This is a genomic window from Nocardia sp. NPDC004604 (assembly GCF_040609795.1).
GTDB lineage: Bacteria > Actinomycetota > Actinomycetes > Mycobacteriales > Mycobacteriaceae > Nocardia.
Genome location: NZ_JBEXLC010000193.1, coordinates 1 through 14,678 on the forward strand (window position 1 = coordinate 1; position 14,678 = coordinate 14,678).

The 14,678-nt window shown below is 65.9% G+C and carries 15 protein-coding genes; 5 read left to right on the forward strand and 10 right to left on the reverse strand.

Annotated elements, in window-relative coordinates; translation table 11 throughout:
* Positions 1-717: 717 nt before the first annotated feature.
* Positions 718-1,470: a L,D-transpeptidase gene (locus ABZW16_RS39335; RefSeq protein WP_354961236.1), complete on the reverse strand. Its 753-nt coding sequence runs from the start codon at positions 1,468-1,470 to the stop codon at positions 718-720.
* A 179-nt stretch (positions 1,471-1,649) separates the two neighbouring features.
* A complete protein-coding gene (locus tag ABZW16_RS39340; RefSeq protein WP_354961237.1) occupies positions 1,650-2,282 on the reverse strand; it encodes a cyclodeaminase/cyclohydrolase family protein in 633 nt (210 codons plus the stop codon).
* Positions 2,283-2,399: 117 nt separating this feature from the next.
* Between ABZW16_RS39340 and ABZW16_RS39345 the strand changes: the two genes are divergently transcribed.
* Complete coding sequence (locus ABZW16_RS39345) at positions 2,400-3,437, forward strand: LLM class F420-dependent oxidoreductase (RefSeq protein ID WP_354961238.1); 1,038 nt, start codon at positions 2,400-2,402, stop codon at positions 3,435-3,437.
* Positions 3,438-3,535: 98 nt separating this feature from the next.
* On the opposite strand, the gene ABZW16_RS39350 is transcribed toward ABZW16_RS39345, so the two are convergent.
* The 7 genes from ABZW16_RS39350 to mftR form a co-directional block, all read right to left on the reverse strand.
* Complete coding sequence (locus ABZW16_RS39350) at positions 3,536-3,928, reverse strand: STAS domain-containing protein (protein ID WP_354961239.1); 393 nt, start codon at positions 3,926-3,928, stop codon at positions 3,536-3,538.
* Positions 3,929-3,953: 25 nt separating this feature from the next.
* The gene (locus ABZW16_RS39355; RefSeq protein ID WP_354961240.1) at positions 3,954-6,296 is read right to left on the reverse strand and encodes a SpoIIE family protein phosphatase; all 2,343 of its coding nucleotides are present in this window, start codon (positions 6,294-6,296) and stop codon (positions 3,954-3,956) included.
* A gap of 67 nt (positions 6,297-6,363) precedes the next feature.
* Positions 6,364-7,020 carry a SpoIIE family protein phosphatase gene (locus ABZW16_RS39360; protein WP_354961241.1) on the reverse strand — a complete coding sequence of 219 codons (657 nt, stop codon included), beginning with the start codon at positions 7,018-7,020 and terminating at the stop codon, positions 6,364-6,366.
* Complete coding sequence (locus ABZW16_RS39365) at positions 7,013-7,438, reverse strand: ATP-binding protein (RefSeq protein ID WP_354961242.1); 426 nt, start codon at positions 7,436-7,438, stop codon at positions 7,013-7,015. The genes ABZW16_RS39360 and ABZW16_RS39365 overlap by 8 nt, the downstream gene beginning before the upstream one ends.
* The gene (locus tag ABZW16_RS39370; protein ID WP_159930623.1) at positions 7,416-7,805 is read right to left on the reverse strand and encodes an STAS domain-containing protein; all 390 of its coding nucleotides are present in this window, start codon (positions 7,803-7,805) and stop codon (positions 7,416-7,418) included. Before ABZW16_RS39370 ends, ABZW16_RS39365 begins: the two co-directional genes overlap by 23 nt.
* 12 nt (positions 7,806-7,817) lie before the next feature.
* Positions 7,818-8,726 carry an STAS domain-containing protein gene (locus tag ABZW16_RS39375; RefSeq protein ID WP_354961245.1) on the reverse strand — a complete coding sequence of 303 codons (909 nt, stop codon included), beginning with the start codon at positions 8,724-8,726 and terminating at the stop codon, positions 7,818-7,820.
* 108 nt (positions 8,727-8,834) lie between these two features.
* Entirely contained in the window at positions 8,835-9,452 is a 618-nt protein-coding gene (gene mftR, locus ABZW16_RS39380; protein ID WP_354961246.1) for a mycofactocin system transcriptional regulator, read from the reverse strand.
* Between the two features lie 39 nt (positions 9,453-9,491).
* Between mftR and mftE the strand changes: the two genes are divergently transcribed.
* Positions 9,492-10,220, forward strand: coding sequence for a mycofactocin biosynthesis peptidyl-dipeptidase MftE (gene mftE / locus ABZW16_RS39385; RefSeq protein WP_354961247.1), 729 nt, complete (start codon positions 9,492-9,494; stop codon positions 10,218-10,220).
* Positions 10,217-11,410 carry a pre-mycofactocin synthase MftD gene (mftD, locus tag ABZW16_RS39390; RefSeq protein ID WP_354961248.1) on the forward strand — a complete coding sequence of 398 codons (1,194 nt, stop codon included), beginning with the start codon at positions 10,217-10,219 and terminating at the stop codon, positions 11,408-11,410. The genes mftE and mftD overlap by 4 nt, the downstream gene beginning before the upstream one ends.
* Before the next feature lie 12 nt (positions 11,411-11,422).
* Here the strand turns inward: mftD and ABZW16_RS39395 are convergent, their stop codons facing one another.
* The gene (locus ABZW16_RS39395; RefSeq protein ID WP_354961250.1) at positions 11,423-11,893 is read right to left on the reverse strand and encodes a MarR family transcriptional regulator; all 471 of its coding nucleotides are present in this window, start codon (positions 11,891-11,893) and stop codon (positions 11,423-11,425) included.
* Between the two features lie 232 nt (positions 11,894-12,125).
* Here ABZW16_RS39395 and ABZW16_RS39400 point away from each other — a divergent pair, with 232 nt between their 5' ends.
* Together ABZW16_RS39400 and ABZW16_RS39405 are read left to right on the forward strand one after the other, a co-directional pair.
* Positions 12,126-13,802 (forward strand): fumarate hydratase, encoded by a 1,677-nt coding sequence (locus tag ABZW16_RS39400; RefSeq protein ID WP_354961251.1) that lies wholly within the window; start codon positions 12,126-12,128, stop codon positions 13,800-13,802.
* Between the two features lie 151 nt (positions 13,803-13,953).
* Complete coding sequence (locus ABZW16_RS39405) at positions 13,954-14,358, forward strand: hypothetical protein (protein WP_354961252.1); 405 nt, start codon at positions 13,954-13,956, stop codon at positions 14,356-14,358.
* Positions 14,359-14,678 lie beyond the last annotated feature (320 nt).

Below are 14,678 nucleotides of genomic sequence, written 5' to 3' on the forward strand. Positions count from 1 at the left end.
GCGCAGCGGTCCGGAGTCAGTGGGTGCCTGGTCGTTCGGTACCCGGCGCAGCGGTCCGGAGTCAGTGGGTGCCTGGTCGATGGGTACTCGTCGCAGCGGTCCGGAATTCATCGGTGCCTGCTCGATCGGAACCTGTTGGTGCGGACCGGTATTGGTCGATGATCGATCGGCCCCAATTCGGCGGATCGGGCCCGTGTCGACAGGGGGTCGGTCGATCGGAAGACGGGGTATCGGCCCGGTCTGCTCCGCGTCGATCGGGACGTGGCGGAGCGGGTCGGTATGCATCGGGGCCTGGTCGGCGGGGTTCTGGATCGGGCCGCGACGATTCGCTGGAGCCGGGCGCATCGAGCCCGGCCTGATCCGGCTTTCGGGTGCCTGCCCGATTGGGCCGGTGCGGTGCGGGCCCGGATCTTGGTGGTACGGCACCTGATCGGGAGCCGCCGGAACCTGCCGAATCGGCATTCGGCGGTGCGGCATGGGATGGTTCGGATCCTGGTATGCCCTCGGGTCACCGAGCGGTTGTTGCGGCGCAATGCTCGGTTGCGGGCCAGTATTCTCCCGCGAGGTCATATCCGGTCGATCCATAGCCCACCTTCATCAGGTCATACCGTCAAGTGTGTCCCGCAGTTGTATCAACCCCGGCAGGATACTGCCAGGCTTGCTGCGGTCGACGAAAATGAGGGCCGGTGTCGCGCAGGAAAACAGATTGTTTACGACTCACCAGTGCACGGTCACCGGGTCGCCGACGCCGACGGTTTCGTAGTACCAGGCGGCGTCATCGGGGGCCAGGTTGATGCAGCCGTGGCTGACATTGGCATAGCCCTGCGAGTCCACCGACCACGGTGCAGAGTGTACGAAAACACCGCCCCACGTGAGGCGTTCGGCGTACTCGCCATTGATGACGTACCCCTCGGGCGAGCTCAGCGGAATGCCGATGGTGCGCGAGTCGAACACGACCGAACGGAACTTTTCCAGCACTGGGAAGGTGCCGGTCGGCGTCTCCCAGCCGGGCTTACCCATGGAGGCGGGCATCTGTCGGGCCACCGCCCCGCCGATGCTCACGGTAAAGGTGTGCGCCGACATATCGGCGTCACCGACCACGCCCGCATTGGTGCGGAACTCGGTGCGTGCGTTACCGGCCTGTACCGTGATCGGGGCCCGAGCGGGCAGGAAACTCGTTGGCGCCCAAGTCAGTTCGCGATCGCTCGACCAGGAGAAACGGCCGGGCAGTGTGGCGGTGGCCCGGATCTCGACCGACCGTTCGGCCCGTTCGCGGTTGGCAACCGGTGCGGCGAATCGAATCGTCACCGGAGTCGCGATGCCTACTTCCTGGCCTGTCGACGGCGAAATCGCCGATATGGTGTCGACCCCGGGTTTGAGGATGGTGGTGGCGATTGCCGCTCCGGACCCGAACGCGGCCAAGGCCACGACGACGGCCGCGAGGAAGAAATATCTGAGTGCGCTCCGCATGGTTCCACCCCTTCACGCTGGTGTGGGACGCAGAAATCCATTCTAGGACTTCATGATCAACTCGACGTACCGGTTCTGTAACGGCCGCCCAGATCCACAGTTTTCGCTTATAGGGGCGGCATACCCGGCGCCGAGTCGGACAAACGACCAGGCGAGAGTACGACCGTTCGGCTGCAGACTCAGCCGCGCACGGCGTGCAATACGTCGGCGTGCAATGCGTCCGCGCGGGCGGTGATCTCGTCGATGCGGATCAGCACCGTCGCGAACTTATCGCCTTGTTCGGCGCTCAGCGAGCCGACATTGATTTCGATATTGAGCTGCGAGCTGGTGGCCGCGGCGCGGGCGGCGTCGGCGGCGGCACCGATATCGGTGACCACATTCGGATTGCCGATCGGCAGCAATTCCGCGGCCAGCGAGAGCACCTCGTCGGCCTCGTCGACGACGGCGGCGGGCACCCGGGCGGCCTCGATCAACGCCGCCGCAATCGCATCGGCCCGCGCGGCGGACTGCTCCGGGGTGTCCTTCGGCAATTTGTATGCGTTGCCGACGGCGGTGAAGGCGGCCGCGTCGGCATCGGCCAGTGCCAGTGCGCGCTCGCGGGCCGCGTCGGACGCCGCGATGATGCGGTCGACGATCGGCCGGTGCTCGGTATCCTTGGCCCGGGTGGTGTAGCGCGCGACCATCGCCACCAGTGCGGCGCCCTGGGCGGCGTGCAGTGCGGCGACGGCGCCGCCACCGGGTGCGGGCACCTTCGCGGCCAGATCGGTCAAGTACTGCGCGAGGTTGGCCTCAGCGAAGGAGGGCTGCGACACGGCGGGTGGCCTTTCGTTTTCCTGCGACGACAGTGAAGAACTACCGCGAATACGCTACCGCCCGCACTGGGGTGGCCGGTGCAGGCCCGGCGCGTAGCTGCGGTTATGTTGAGTGCTATGCGGATCGGATTGAGCATCAACTACTCGGGCGGCTTCAAAGAGGCGGCCGCCGAGGTGGCCGACCTCGAGCAGGCCGGACTCGACATTGTTTTCGTGCCGGAGGCCTACTCGTTCGATGCGGTGAGCGCGCTCGGGTATCTGGCAGCCAAGACCACACGGCTGCAGCTGGCTTCGGGCATTCTACAGATCTACACCCGCACGCCGAGCCTGACCGCGATGACCGCTGCTGGCCTGGACTTCGTCTCCGATGGCCGGTACGTGCTCGGCCTCGGCGCGTCGGGCCCGCAGGTGATCGAGGGCTTCCACGGCGTGCCCTACGACGCGCCCATCGGACGCACCAGGGAACTGGTGGAGATCTGCCGCAAGGTGTGGCGCCGGGAGCGGCTGGAGTACCAGGGCAAGTACTACCAGATCCCGCTGCCCGCCGATCGGGGCACCGGTCTGGGCAAGCCGCTCAAGCTGATCAATCACCCGGTGCGCGAACGCATTCCGGTGCTGCTCGCCGCGCTCGGCCCGAAGAATGTGGAACTGGCCGCGGAGATCGCCGAGGGCTGGCAGCCGATCTTCTTCCTGCCGGAGAAGGCCAAGGAGATCTGGGGTGAATCGCTGGATGCCGGTCTGGCCAAACGTGATCCGATCCTCGGCGAGCTGGACGTCTATGCCGGTCCCGCGCTGGCCATCGGCGAGAATGTCACGCCGCTACTGGAATTCGTGAAACCGCATCTGGCGCTCTACATCGGCGGCATGGGCGCCAAGGGCAAGAACTTCTATCACACCCTGGCCACCAAGTACGGCTATGGCGCCGAGGCGGATCGGATCCAGGAGCTGTACCTGGCGGGCAAGAAGGAAGAGGCCGCCAAGGTCGTCCCGGACGATCTGGTGCGCGACATCTCCCTGGTCGGTCCGGCCGGATTCGTGAAGGAACGGCTCGCCGCGTTCCGCGAGGCGGGTGTCACGGCGCTGAATGTGGTGCCGATGGCGGCGACCCCGGCCGAGCGGGTCAAGTTGATCGAGCAATTGCGGGGACTGTGCTGAGCTGAAAACGACCGATCCCGGCCCCCCTCGCGGCGGAGGCCGGGATTCCGGTCTATCCAGGGCCGGGAGTCCGTCGCACGACGACATCCGGCCCGCTCTCAACGCAGACTGGCGAGCGCCTCGGCCAGGGTGGTGTGCAGCGCGAACACCTGATCCAAACTCGTCATCTTCAGTTGACGACTGGTGGCCGGACCGTCGGCGACGATCACGATGGTCGTCGCGTCTGCGGCCCGCTGATGCGCTGCGACCAGCGTCGCCATCCCCGCCGAGGCGAGGAAGCTGACCGCGGTCAGGTCGATGATCAGCACCGTTGGTCTGCCATTGAGGATGGCCTCGATGGTGTTCTCCAGCGCTGGTGCGGTCGCCAGATCGACTTCGCCGGACACCGTCAGAACGGTCGCGCCATCTTGTGCCTCGACCGTGGTGGTCATCGTGTCCGCGAGGGGGTACGCATCTCCGGAGTTGGTGGTCACATCATCACAATCTGCCATGAACCCGCCTTTCGCGCTGCATTCGTCATCCAGAAATCTGGCGGTTCGTGCCGCGAAGGGGGTTCGCCACTGGGGATTTGATCGCGGGCAAGGTTACCGACATGCGGACGCGGGTGCCCAATCCGCTGTGATCTATCTCCAATTCTTCCGTCAGCGCGCGCATCATGTCGATGCCGCGCCCGCGCGGACCTGGGTCGGCCGAGCGTGGTTTCCATGTTCCGGTGTCGGTGACCAGAATGACGACCTGTTGGGTATCGCATTCGGCGGTCAGTTCGACGATTCCGGGGTCGGTGGTGGCCGCCGCGGCGGGGCTCGTGCCCCGGCCGAGCAGTTCGGCCGTCGAGCTCATCGCCCGGGTGGCCCGCCCGCCGCCATTGCGGTAGGCGTGTTCGATGCTGTTGCTACACGCCTCGTTGGCCGCGGCGATGAGGTCGGAGGCGAGGTCGTGCGGTACTGCCGCAGCGGCGAGCCAGGTCTTGAGCTGCTTGCGCATGGCCGAGAGCTGATCCGGATCGGCCGGAATCTCCAGCCGCAACGCGGCGGGCGGTTGCCGGTACACGACCATGGCGACGTCATCATCGTAGCCAGCGGCCGGGCGTAGTCGCGAGAGCACCGCGTCGGCGACCTCGCGCGGCAATTTGCCCGCGGTATCTGCGAGTACCGCCGATATCTTGGCGAAGCTGTCATCGATATCGACGCCACGCTGTTCGACCAGGCCGTCGGTGAACAGCACCAGCGTCGAACCCGGTGTCAGCGCCGTGGTGGCCTCGGGCCGCCGTGGCGTGTCGAAGGTGGCCAGCGGTACCGCCCGGCCGCCCTCGAGCAGTCTGCCGGGCTGGCCGACGTCGGCCAGAATCGGCGGCATATGTCCCGCGCTGCTGTAGCGGACCAGTCCGCGCACCGGGTCGAGCACGGCGGCGCATACGGTCGTGCACATTGCGCCGGGGATCCGACCGGCGACGGTATCGAGTTCCGCGAGCAGCTGCGCCGGACCGGCGCCACGCAGCAGCAAAGCCCTTGCCGCCGTACGCAATTGGCCCATCACGACGGCAGCGGACAGACCACGGCCGACACAATCGCCGACCACGACCCCAATGGTGCCGTCGCGCAGCGGAACCACGTCGTACCAGTCGCCGCCGATCTCCAGCGGCGGTAGCGCTGGCTCATAGTGCACCGAGAACCGCGGCGGCAGTTCGATCGGACCGAGCATTGCCCGCTGCAGTGTCAGCGAGGTCGAGCGCGCCTGATCGAAGTTGCGCGCCCGCTGTACCGCCAGGCTGAGATGGCCAATGAGCAGCGAGAACAGCGTCCAGTCCGCGGCGCTGATGGCGCGCGGCGCGGCGAAGCGCAGCCACAGCGCCGCGTCGCCGGTCTCACCGAGCGGGGCGACGATGCCCTCGGAGCTCGCGGTGCTCTCCGGAATCGCGAACAGACTGCGCGCCGGTCTGCGCCGGGCCCGGTCCAGCAGTGCCCGCGCACGGGCGTCGAGCACCGTGCCCTCCGGAATGCCCTCGGCACCGGAGATATACACCTCCGGTCCGGTATTTCGGTTGGGCCACACCATGACCACCGCGGTCTCCGCGCCGACGGTGCGTCGCAACTCGTCGAGTCCGACCGCGAGCACCTCCACCACGCTGGTCGCCGCACCGACGGCGGTGGCAAGCCGGGAGGCCGCCTGATCGCGGGCCTGCGCATCGTGTTCGGCGGTTACATCGCGGATGGTGCCGACGAAGATCTGCTCGTACTTCTCCGGTTCGACCATCGCGCTGGTGCTCACCGCGAGCCAGACGGTGCGGCCGTCACGATGTTTGACCGGAATCACGAAACGCTGCGCCTCGGCGCCGAGATCGGGATATCGCGGACCGTCGCGCATTGTCCAGGGATGCGGCAGCGGGAACGGCAATTCGGCGGCGCCGTATCCGGTCAGCGCGCCGAAGGCGGAGTTGACCTCGATGATGGTGCCGCGCGCGTCGGCCACGAAGAAGCCGTCCTGCAGCGATTCCACCAGCGCGGTGCGGAAGGCGTCGCGCCCGACGAGATCATTGATGCGCGAACGCTGTTGTTCGGCGCGGCGGGTGCCGTCGATATAGCCGCGGGTGGCGATGTCCAGGGCGGCGAGGGTCTGCAACAAGAATTCCAGTGCGGTTTCGGCGCGTTTGGCGGTTTCGCTCGCGCCCGCGGTGCCCGACTCCGTGGCTTGTACTACGCGATAGTGGTTTTCGGTGAGATCGAGCAGGCTGATGCCCTCGACGAGGGCGCGGCGGCCGAGTTCGTACCCCTCCCCGAGACCGGCCTGCGACGGTGAGTCCAGGTGGCGCCGTAGCGCATCCGCGTACGCGTCGAGAAATGCGGCCAGCGCCGCGCTCATGTCTCCTCCTCGCTCGCGCTCGGCTCCGTCGTGACCGCGGTGACGGCTTTTCGCTCGCTACGCTGGCTCATGTCTGCACCTCGCTCGGCGCCGATGCCGCCAATACGCCGCCCCGGTGACGTGCCGCGAGCACCAAGGCGTCGTCGGTGTCCTTGGCATGCCTGGCCAGGATTTCGGCGGTGATCTCGGCGGTGGATTTGGACAGATCGATGCCGCTGTCGGCGGATTCGGTGACGATGCCGTCGGTCGACATCAGCAGCAGATCGCCAGGGCGCACCGGAATGGACTGTGCCTGGAGGTTCTGGGGTAGCCGATAGCCGACGATGCCGCCGGTCAGCAAGACCGTCGCGCGCATGGTGAGTCCGGCGGGACCCGTGGTCAGAATCCGGGATTCGACATTGCCGACGCCGAGCCACTGCACCGTATCGGCGGTCCCGAACAGCGCCAAAGACACTGCCGCACCGCGGGTATCGGCCATGGCTCGATGACACAGCACCATCAGGACATCCAGTGGTTCGGCGCGGTTCTCCGAGAGCACCTGCGCTGCGCGATCGGCGGCGTCGGCAGCCGCCGCACCGTGGCCGAGTCCGTCCAGGACGGCGAAGAGCGCCGCGCCGCCGCCCGCGTCGAGTACGACGCCGCGATCACCGGAGACCCGCTGGCCGGGTAGGGCGCGACCGGCCACCGCCCATTCGATCCGGCCGATGATCCCGTCCTCATGCACCGTTGGGTACCCACTTCCACATCTCAACCAACGTGCCGCGTCCGGGTGCGGATTCGACGGTGAGACGGTCCATCAGACGGCGCGCGCCGGGCAGGCCGAGTCCGAGACCGCGGCCGGTGGAGTATCCGTCGTCGAGCGCGCGGGCAATATCACGAATACCGGGTCCCTGGTCCTCGGCCTGGACGACCAGCGCCTGGCGACCTTCTCGGTCATCGACCAGCAAACGTATTTCGCCACTGCCCGCATAACTGGTGATATTGCGGGCGATCTCGGAGATCGCCGTCGAGATCATGGTCACATCTGTCAGAGAAAATCCGAGCTTGGCCGCCAGCTCACGTCCGGCTTGACGCGCGATCACGATGTCACCCGACACCTTGACCGCGATCACCAAGTTCTCAGCGGCCACTGTCACGACCATCTCGCTGGCGGCGGGCCGGGGTTTTGCGGTTCAGCCACGCCAAACCCTCTTCCAGGTCGAGGGCGGTGTGCATGTCCTCGAAGGTGAGGCCCAGTTGCACCATGGCGAACGCTACTTCGGGTTGCAATCCGACGATGACCGTTTCGGCACCGCGGAGCTGCGTCATGTGCGCGATGGTACGCAGCGATCTCGCGGCGAACGAATCCATCACATCAATCGCCGTGACGTCCACGATGATTCCGTGTGCTCGGTATTTGCTGACCTGTTTCATCAGGTCGTCCTGGAGACGTTCGGTATCAGCGTCGGTCAGGGCTGACTGAACCGACGCGATCAAATAGGTGCCTTGTTTGAGTATCGGAACCGGCATAGGTGGTCCCGATCAGCGCCCATCGCGCTCGGTGAGCATGCGATCCGTTACCCGGGTCACCTCATAGCCGAGTAGGCGTTCGGCCTCTTCGATACCACCCTGAAGGTCGCCGACCGCGTTCATCTTGGACAGATCCAAGCCGATGGTCACCAGGGTGAGCGCGATCTCGGAGGACAGGCCGGTGATGATCACATTGGCGCCCATCAGACCGGACGCGTCGACGGTCTGCACCAGATGGTTGGCCACCGTGGAGTCGATCTTCGGCACACCGGTGATATCGATGACGACCACCTTCGCGCGATTGGCGCGAATGGCGCGCAGCAACTGTTCGGTGAGCTGGCGAGCGCGCTGCGAGTCGAGCACACCGATGATCGGCAGGATGAGCAGCTGCTCACGGACCTGGAGCACCGGGGTGGACAGCTCGCGAATGGCTTCCTGCTGCTGGCGGATGACGCGTTCGCGCTCCTGCACGAACGAGATGGCGACGGTGCTCGCGATGCGGTTCGCGGCGGGCTCGTAGGCGTCCAGGACTGCGTTCAGTAAGTCGAAGTCGGCCTGGTACTTCTCGAACAGCGAGCGAGCCAGCACGTCACGCAGGAGCAGCACGATGCCGAGGACCTCGTCGGTGTCGACACCTCTCGGAATGATGCGTTCGGACAGATCGCGCGCGTAGGCCTGCAGGGCCTCGACGCTACCGGTCACGAGTACCTCGACGTAGTTGTCGTACATGGAGGTCGCCTCGGAGAAGATCTCCTCCGGGGTCATCGCGGTCAGCAGTTGAGCTTCGGTGATGCGCCGAGCCCATTCCTCGCGCAGCCCGGTGCGGTTCTGCCGCAGGTGCTCGACCAGCTGCGGAAGCAGGTTGTCGACCGGTCCCACGGGCAGAGAATCCGCCGAAAGGCTCATGGACACCTCGGACATGGAAATTCCAGCCCCTTTCGACGGGTTTGTCGGGATAGTCGTGCATGCGGCTGCGCGCCGATACCGAGCCTAGTCATACCCCATCCCGGTCGCCGATGAAACCTGCCGTTAGCTCGATGGTAGGCCCGGTTGCTCGTCGTGCAGTGCGAATCCGCGTGCCAGGGCAGCGAGTGCCGCGTCGAGATAGACGGTCAGATCGGTGTCGGCGCGGGTTAGCCAGGCATCGAAGGCGGCGCGCGCGGCGGCCAGTGTGGTGCGGCCGACGGCGAGCGGGAGCAGGCCGTCCTCGGGTTCGCCGAGTCGGCGCGCGGCGAAGGCGCTCACCGCGCGCTCCCAGGCGTCGTAATGTGCGCCCGCGGTGGCGGCGAGCGCGGGCACGCTGCCGACCAGCTGCATGCGAACGCGCAGTTCGGGCACGTCCTCGGCGCGATATCGGTTGGCGTTCACCACGACTCGGCGCACCGCGGTCATCATCGGCACGTCATCGGGCACGGTGGCGAAGGCCGCGCGCAGTGCCGCGACCTCGTCGTCGAACTGGTACCAGAGCACTTCCGCCTTGGACGGGAAGTAGCGGAAGAAGGTGCGCCCGCTGATACCAGCGGCGGTGGCGATCTGGTCGACGGTGGTTTCGTCGAAGCCCTGTTCGGTGAACAGTCGCATGGCGATCAGTTCGAGTTCGCGCTTGGTCGTGCCGCGTGGACGGCCCCGCACCCTGGCATCTGTCACGGTATTGATTATGTCAGTCGCTGACGATAATCTCGCGGCATGTTGGAAAGTGTCGCGGACCACAGTGTGGCCGCGCGGCTGACCTGGCCGGAAGCCGGTGAGCGCGCCGCTGCGGGCGCGATCCTGGCCGTGCCGGTGGGGTCGACCGAACAGCACGGACCACATCTGCCGCTGTCGACCGATACCGATATCGCGGTGGCATTGTGCGCGCGACTGGCCGAACTGCGGCCGGATGTGCTCGTGGCACCGCCGATTCCCTATGGATCCAGCGGTGAACACGCGGGTTTCGCCGGCACGCTGTCGATCGGGCGGACCGCCCTGGAGTTGCTGATCGTGGAGCTGTGCCGTTCGGCCACAGCGACCTTCGACCGCATCGTGCTCGTGAACGGGCACGGCGGCAATCTCGAACCGCTGCGCGCGGCCGCGGCGCTGCTGCGCAGTGAATCCCGTGACGTGCGGGTGTATATGCCGCGCTATCCGGGTGATCCACACGCGGGCCGCGCCGAGACCTCTATGCAATTGGCGCTGCGGCCCGATGTCGTCCGTGCCGAGCTCGCCGTCGCAGGCGATACCCGGCCACTGGCCGAGATCCTGCCGCTGCTGCGTGCCGGGGGAGTGCGCGCGGTGAGCGCCAATGGCGTACTGGGCGATCCGAATGGCGCGAGCGCCGCAGAGGGCCATGCCCTGCTGCAGCAACTGACCACTGACCTGAACGAACAGATCCGGCTGTGGTGGCCGGTGGCTTCCCCGAAAGGACCCCTCTCGTGAACCCCTGGTTCGAAACCGTTGCCGAAGCGCAGCGGCGGGCAAAGAAACGACTACCGAAATCGGTGTACGGCGCGCTGATCGCCGGATCCGAGCGCGGCCAGACCATCGAGGAAAATCAGCGGGCCTTCACCGAACTCGGCTTCGCGCCGCACTGCGCGGGTCCGATCGGCGCTCGTGACCAGTCGACAACCCTGCTGGGACAGCAGCTTTCGATGCCGGTGCTGATCTCGCCCACCGGCGTGCAGGCGGTGCACCCGGACGGTGAGGTGGCCGTGGCGCGCGCGGCCGCGGCGCGCGGCATCGCCATGGGACTCAGTTCCTTCGCGAGCAAGCCCATCGAGGAGGTCATCGCGGCGAATCCGGCGACCTTCTTCCAGCTGTACTGGTGCGGTTCGAAAGATGAAATCCTGCAACGGATGTCGCGCGCCAAGGCGGCGGGCGCGGTCGGTCTTATCCTGACCCTGGACTGGTCCTTCTCGCACGGACGCGACTGGGGCAGCCCGGTGATCCCGGAAAAGCTCGATCTGAAGACCATGCTGAAATTCGCGCCGCAGACCCTGGCGCGGCCGCGCTGGCTTGCGACTTACGCTCGGTCCGGGCATATTCCGGATCTCACCGCGCCGAATATGGCCGTCGGCGATGGACCGGCACCGGGCTTTTTCGGTGCGTACGGCGAGTGGATGGGCACGCCAGCACCGGATTGGGCCGATGTGGCTTGGATCTGCGAGCAGTGGGATGGTCCGGTCATGCTCAAGGGGGTGATGCGGGTCGACGACGCGCAGCGCGCAGTCGACGCCGGTGTCGCGGCGGTCTCGGTATCCAATCACGGCGGCAATAATCTCGACGGCACTCCGGCGGCGATCCGGGCCCTGCCCGTGGTGGCCGATGCGGTCGGGTCACAGATCGAGGTGGTGCTCGATGGCGGCATCCGGCGCGGCAGTGATGTGGTGAAGGCGGTGGCGCTGGGGGCGCGCGCGGTAATGATCGGGCGGGCCTATCTGTGGGGCCTGGCCGCGAACGGGCAGGCGGGCGTCGAGAATGTGCTCGACATCCTGCGTGGCGGTATTGATTCGGCGCTGTTGGGACTGCGTAAGACGAGTGTCGGCGAGCTCGATCGCGGCGATCTGGTGGTGCCGGACGGGTTCGAACGGGCGCTCGGTGCACCGGCGGGCGCCGTACAGTCGGCTTGACCGGCGGTCGGGCTATTCGGGGGCGGCGGCTCTTCGATGATGGGTGAGCAGCGTGTCGTAGATATCGGCGAGGGCGGCCAATTGCTGGCGGTCCAGTATGTCCACCATATGCCTGCGCACGCTGCGCACATGCGCGGGCGCGGCGGTGCCGAGCACCTCCGCGCCGCGCGGGGTGAGCCGCGCCGCGGTGCGGCGGGCATCGTCGGGAATCGGTTCCCTGGCGACCAGCGCGCGCTTCTCCATGCGGGTGATCTGATGGGAGAGCCTGCTCTGCGACCATTCGAGTTTGGTGGCCAGATCGGCGAAGGTGAGTCGGTGATCGGGTGCGTCGGCTAGATAGGCGAGCACCGAATATTCGACGTAGGTGAGGTTCGACTCCCGGGATGAGTCGCGCCCGACCGCGGCGGCGATGAGGTCGCGGGTGCGCACATATCCCACCCACGCACGGATTTCGACATCATCGAGCCAGTGGGGATCGGTCACGAGTGCGCTCCAAACTCTGACATATCAGTTGGATTGTCGTGCCGCGTTTGTCGCGCGACAACTGCCAGATCTGAGAGGTAGCACTGCTGGGGTTGAACGTGCAACCTTTTGACGCGATGCATCGAGTGAGGCTTGCCTAAGCAATGGTCGGCCGGTGATCGGCCGATACGCTCGCTGTGCTCGTGACCAGCCTGCGTAGACCGATCCCAGGCCCGCCCGAAGGAGTGCGTCCGTGACCGCGCCGGATTTCCGCTATTCAGATCTGCTGCCGATCGGCGCCGACGACACCCCATACCGGTTGATCACCACCGAGGGCGTCAACACCTTCGAACACAACGGCCGCACCTTCCTGCAGGTCGACCCCGAGGCGCTGCGCCTGCTCACCGCCGAGGCGATGCACGACATCAGCCACTACCTGCGGCCCGCGCACCTGTCCCAGCTGCGCCGGATCATCGATGATCCCGAGGCCAGTGGCAATGACCGCTTCGTCGCGCTGGACCTGCTCAAGAATGTCAACATCTCCGCGGGCGGCATCCTGCCGATGTGCCAGGACACCGGCACTGCGATCGTCATGGGCAAGAAGTCCGAGGGCGTGCTGACCGGTGTGGACGACGCCGAATGGATCAGCCGCGGTGTATTCGACGCGTATACCAAGCTGAACCTGCGCTACTCGCAGCTCGCGCCGATCACCATGTGGGACGAGAAGAACACCGGCACCAATCTGCCCGCGCAGATCGAGTTGTACTCCACCCCGGGCGATCCCGCGCATCCGTCGTACAAATTCCTCTTCATGGCCAAGGGTGGCGGCTCGGCCAACAAGTCGTTTCTGTACCAGGAAACCAAGGCGGTGCTGAATCCTGCGCGCATGCTCGAGTTCCTGGACGAGAAGATCCGTTCGCTCGGCACCGCCGCGTGCCCGCCGTACCACCTCGCGGTCGTCATCGGCGGCACCAGTGCGGAATTCGCGTTGAAGACGGCGAAATACGCTTCGGCACACTACTTGGACACGCTGCCCACCGAGGGTTCGCTGGCGGCACATGCCTTCCGGGATCTGGAGCTGGAAGAAGAGGTCTTCAAGCTCACCCAGTCCTTCGGCATCGGCGCGCAGTTCGGCGGCAAGTACTTCTGCCACGACGTGCGCGTCGTGCGGCTGCCCAGGCACGGCGCGAGCTGCCCGGTCGCGATCGCGGTGTCCTGCTCGGCCGACCGGCAGGCGCTGGCCAAGATCACACCCGAGGGTGTGTTCCTGGAACAACTCGAGCGCGAGCCCGCACACTACCTGCCGGAGCAGACCGACTCCATCCTCGGCGGCGATGTGGTCGAGGTCGACCTGAACCGGCCGATGTCGGAGATCCGCGCGGAGCTGTCGAAATACCCGGTGAAGACCCGGCTTTCGCTGACCGGCCCGCTGGTGGTGGCCCGCGATATCGCGCACGCCAAGATCAAGGAACGCCTCGATGCGGGTGAGCCGATGCCGGAATACCTGCGCGAGATGGCCGTGTACTACGCGGGTCCGGCCAAGACGCCCGAGGGCTACGCCTCCGGTTCCTTCGGTCCGACCACCGCAGGCCGGATGGACTCCTATGTCGATCAGTTCCAGGCCGCCGGCGGGTCGTTCGTCATGCTGGCCAAGGGGAATCGCTCGGCCCAGGTGACCAAGGCCTGTAAGGAACACGGCGGTTTCTATCTCGGTTCCATCGGCGGACCCGCGGCGCGACTGGCGCTGGATTGCATCAAGTCCGTCGAGGTCCTGGAGTATCCGGAGCTGGGCATGGAGGCGGTCTGGAAGATCGAGGTCGAAGACTTTCCGGCGTTCATCGTCGTGGACGACAAGGGCAACGACTTCTTCGCCGAAACCCAGAAGCCGATTGCGTTGCGCGTGCGGACGCGTTCGGCCGAGCGCGTCTGATCACCGCCGGACTCAACCTTCGGCCCATCAGGGCATTGGCGCGGACACGGAAATGTCCCCTGGGTTGCCGGGGTCGCATTGCCCTCGAAGCAAGGCACCCTTGAACCGGGGAACATCGCTGCACTGGTGTCGATGGAGGTCGAGGAGGGCTATGAGTACGTCGTTTCGTATCTCGGAATCGGCCAGCCGCAGGTTGGCCGAACGCGCCGCTCGTGAGGGGACCAGTTCGACCGCAGTTCTCAACCGTCTGATCCGAGAGGGTTTCGATCAGCTCGACTATCCCGGAATCGTCTTTCGAGGTCCCATCTCCGACCGCCGGGCGGCGCTGGCCGCCGGACCGGATGTGTGGGAAGTCGTTGCGCGCCTACAGGAACTCGACGGACCGGTGGAACGCCGGATCGCTGTATTGAGTCAGCTATCGGATCTGCAGGCGCGCAAGATCGAAATCGCGATCGCCTATGCCCGGGCGCACGGGACGGAGATCGACGAGCGGATTGATCGCAATCGTGATGCGGCGGAGGGGATTCGCCGCTCGGGGTGGGCGCGTCCCGCCTGAGCTTTGGGAGGGCATTGTGGCCCGGCCCGAACACTCCGTCGAAATCTGCACCCTTTGTCAGGATTCGCACCGTTTGTGCCTGCGGATCCCGACAAAGGGTGCTTTTGTGTTCGGGGGCAATCGGCTTGCAGGCAAAACTCCTGGGGCCCAAGCGCAGTCGGTCTTCTCGTGGAGTTGTTGGCTGAGAAGGCGGATGGGTTATCGGTTTCTCGACGGTAGCTGGGAGTTGGTTAATTTGTCTTGGTAAAAGATCTAATTTATTCGCCGCCAAAATGATTTTCTTATTTCCTACAATTCGTTTTAAAGCATTAATAAACGAT

What these genes read in the sequence shown, in the direction of transcription:
- ABZW16_RS39335 (WP_354961236.1), bottom strand. Translation starts at nt 1,470, where the DNA reads ATGCGGAGCGCACTCAGATATTTCTTCCTCGCGGCCGTCGTCGTGGCC.
- ABZW16_RS39345 (WP_354961238.1), top strand. Translation starts at nt 2,400, where the DNA reads ATGCGGATCGGATTGAGCATCAACTACTCGGGCGGCTTCAAAGAGGCG.
- ABZW16_RS39350 (WP_354961239.1), bottom strand. Translation starts at nt 3,928, where the DNA reads ATGGCAGATTGTGATGATGTGACCACCAACTCCGGAGATGCGTACCCC.
- ABZW16_RS39355 (WP_354961240.1), bottom strand. Translation starts at nt 6,296, where the DNA reads ATGAGCGCGGCGCTGGCCGCATTTCTCGACGCGTACGCGGATGCGCTA.
- ABZW16_RS39365 (WP_354961242.1), bottom strand. Translation starts at nt 7,438, where the DNA reads ATGGTCGTGACAGTGGCCGCTGAGAACTTGGTGATCGCGGTCAAGGTG.
- ABZW16_RS39370 (WP_159930623.1), bottom strand. Translation starts at nt 7,805, where the DNA reads ATGCCGGTTCCGATACTCAAACAAGGCACCTATTTGATCGCGTCGGTT.
- ABZW16_RS39375 (WP_354961245.1), bottom strand. Translation starts at nt 8,726, where the DNA reads ATGTCCGAGGTGTCCATGAGCCTTTCGGCGGATTCTCTGCCCGTGGGA.
- mftE (WP_354961247.1), top strand. Translation starts at nt 9,492, where the DNA reads ATGTTGGAAAGTGTCGCGGACCACAGTGTGGCCGCGCGGCTGACCTGG.
- ABZW16_RS39405 (WP_354961252.1), top strand. Translation starts at nt 13,954, where the DNA reads ATGAGTACGTCGTTTCGTATCTCGGAATCGGCCAGCCGCAGGTTGGCC.